The organism is Chitinimonas sp. BJB300, assembly GCF_002735695.1.
Classification (GTDB): domain Bacteria; phylum Pseudomonadota; class Gammaproteobacteria; order Burkholderiales; family Chitinimonadaceae; genus Chitinimonas.
The window spans coordinates 1-1,676 of record NZ_PDZH01000288.1; the positions used below are offsets into that span (position 1 = coordinate 1).

General features: G+C 51.9%; 4 protein-coding genes. 2 read left to right on the forward strand and 2 right to left on the reverse strand.

Going from position 1 to position 1,676, the window contains the following annotated elements; translation table 11 throughout:
- Positions 1-96: 96 nt before the first annotated feature.
- On the reverse strand, positions 97-282 hold the full coding sequence (locus CSQ89_RS21380; RefSeq protein WP_099407969.1) for a hypothetical protein: 186 nt from the start codon (positions 280-282) through the stop codon (positions 97-99).
- 208 nt (positions 283-490) lie between these two features.
- Here CSQ89_RS21380 and CSQ89_RS21385 point away from each other — a divergent pair, with 208 nt between their 5' ends.
- Positions 491-742 carry a type II toxin-antitoxin system Phd/YefM family antitoxin gene (locus CSQ89_RS21385; protein ID WP_099407970.1) on the forward strand — a complete coding sequence of 84 codons (252 nt, stop codon included), beginning with the start codon at positions 491-493 and terminating at the stop codon, positions 740-742.
- A 4-nt stretch (positions 743-746) separates the two neighbouring features.
- Complete coding sequence (locus tag CSQ89_RS21390) at positions 747-1,052, forward strand: type II toxin-antitoxin system RelE family toxin (RefSeq protein ID WP_099407971.1); 306 nt, start codon at positions 747-749, stop codon at positions 1,050-1,052.
- Between the two features lie 4 nt (positions 1,053-1,056).
- On the opposite strand, the gene CSQ89_RS22730 is transcribed toward CSQ89_RS21390, so the two are convergent.
- On the reverse strand, positions 1,057-1,676 hold a 620-nt coding region (locus tag CSQ89_RS22730; RefSeq protein ID WP_308418203.1), incomplete at its 5' end, for a hypothetical protein.

A 1,676-nucleotide genomic window follows, 5' to 3' on the forward strand; every position in this document is an offset into this window, starting at 1 on the left:
TGCGACATTCTGGAAACGGGTAATGATTCCTACCGATTCAAACACCGCAAGAAAGGGTCGAAGACGTACTGAGTAAATGGAAAGAATTGGACGCTGTTACCTGGTAACTATTGGGCGCTGTTTGACATCGTCTTGGCGCACAGCGAAGGCAGTGGCGCCCAGCCTTGGCAAGGCAGGCCGAATAACGAGGCAGGGATCACCATTGAGGTAGGTGTAGTGGCGAATCAGCCCGTATTGTCGCTGGGCCTTGCCGGTGTCTTGGATTGTGTCGGGAGCGCTCATGGGCGCAAATCTATAGCGCGCCCCCGGTGATTCAATTCAATCGAAATTGCGAAATCTCGAAGTTTGCACAATTTCGCAATTTTCTAAACCATGGTTACTTGTCCATGTGCATCTTGGCTGTACAAAAACAGAGTGCTACACTAAACAGATCGAATTACAGCTCCAATTACGGCATTAAATTTTGAGCTATTTAATAGGGGTAATAAAAATGGAAACTTTGCTGACTCATCTCACTATCAGCATGTCTGACTTCAAGAAGAACCCGACAAAGGTTCTACGTGAGGCAGGAAGAAATCCGGTTGCCGTGTTGAACCATAACAAGCCTGCCTTTTACATGGTCGAACCGACATTTTTCGAAGCCATTCTCGAACTATCTGGGGACGTAGCCATGATGCCCTTATTGAAAGAGCGTCTGGCCCAGCGGGATCGGGCGATTGAAGTGGATATCGACGCGATTTAATCAAATGGAGAAGAAACATAAATATCGACTGAAGTTTGTTCCTGCTGCACTCGCAGAATGGGAAAAACTGGATGGCTCAGTTAAAGAGCCTTTGCGTAAGTTGCTCAAAAAACGCCTGGATGAACCCTGCGTACCTGGTGCCAGGCTGTATGGAAATCTACAGAACTGCTACAAAATCAAGCTACTGAAACAGGGCTATCGCTTGGTCTACACCGTAGAAAATGACGAATTGGTCGTACTGGTCTTAGCGGTAGATAAGCGCGAGGATGCAGCAGTGTATGCTTCTGCCGTTTCCCGCCTCATCAAGTAGCAAATCACGCCGTCTTATAGCCCCCTGAACTGCGGGACTTGGCTCTACTGCTTTCTGTCTTCTCTGCGCCAGGATTGCCGTTGTGCCCCAAAGCCACATACTGCAACGCATCGTGCGGGTGCGAAAACCGGTTCTTGTCCGGCTTCTCGGTAAACCGCTCTTCCCCTGCTACCTGCATCTTGCGTAGCTGGTAGCCGCCATTGAAGCCCTTGCGCAGCGTCTTGCACGAAGGATCGAGCAACAGTGCAGGCTCACCATCAACCATGCGCACCAGAAAGCTTTCTACTGCCCCAATCCGCGCTATCGGGGCATTGGTTCGGGTCGGCGTAATGTCCAAGCCCTCGTCCCGTAGGATCGAGAAACAGGTTTTCTCGTCGGTATCGGAAGCGGCCACGCCTGCCGGGTCGCCCCAGCCGGTGATTTGCTCCCATTCCGCTTGGTCTTCATCCCATTCCAATGTCCACTCCGGGTAAAGCGCTCGAAGCTGGGGTTTCACGACATCGCGGGTGAACTGCTCTACGCCCATCCGCTCGGCAATGAACTCGCGCAAGATGCGAAGCTGCCCGCGTGGGGTGAGCTGGGTGACGATACAGGCGGGTGTTAAGCCAAAGTCCCAGCCCAAGC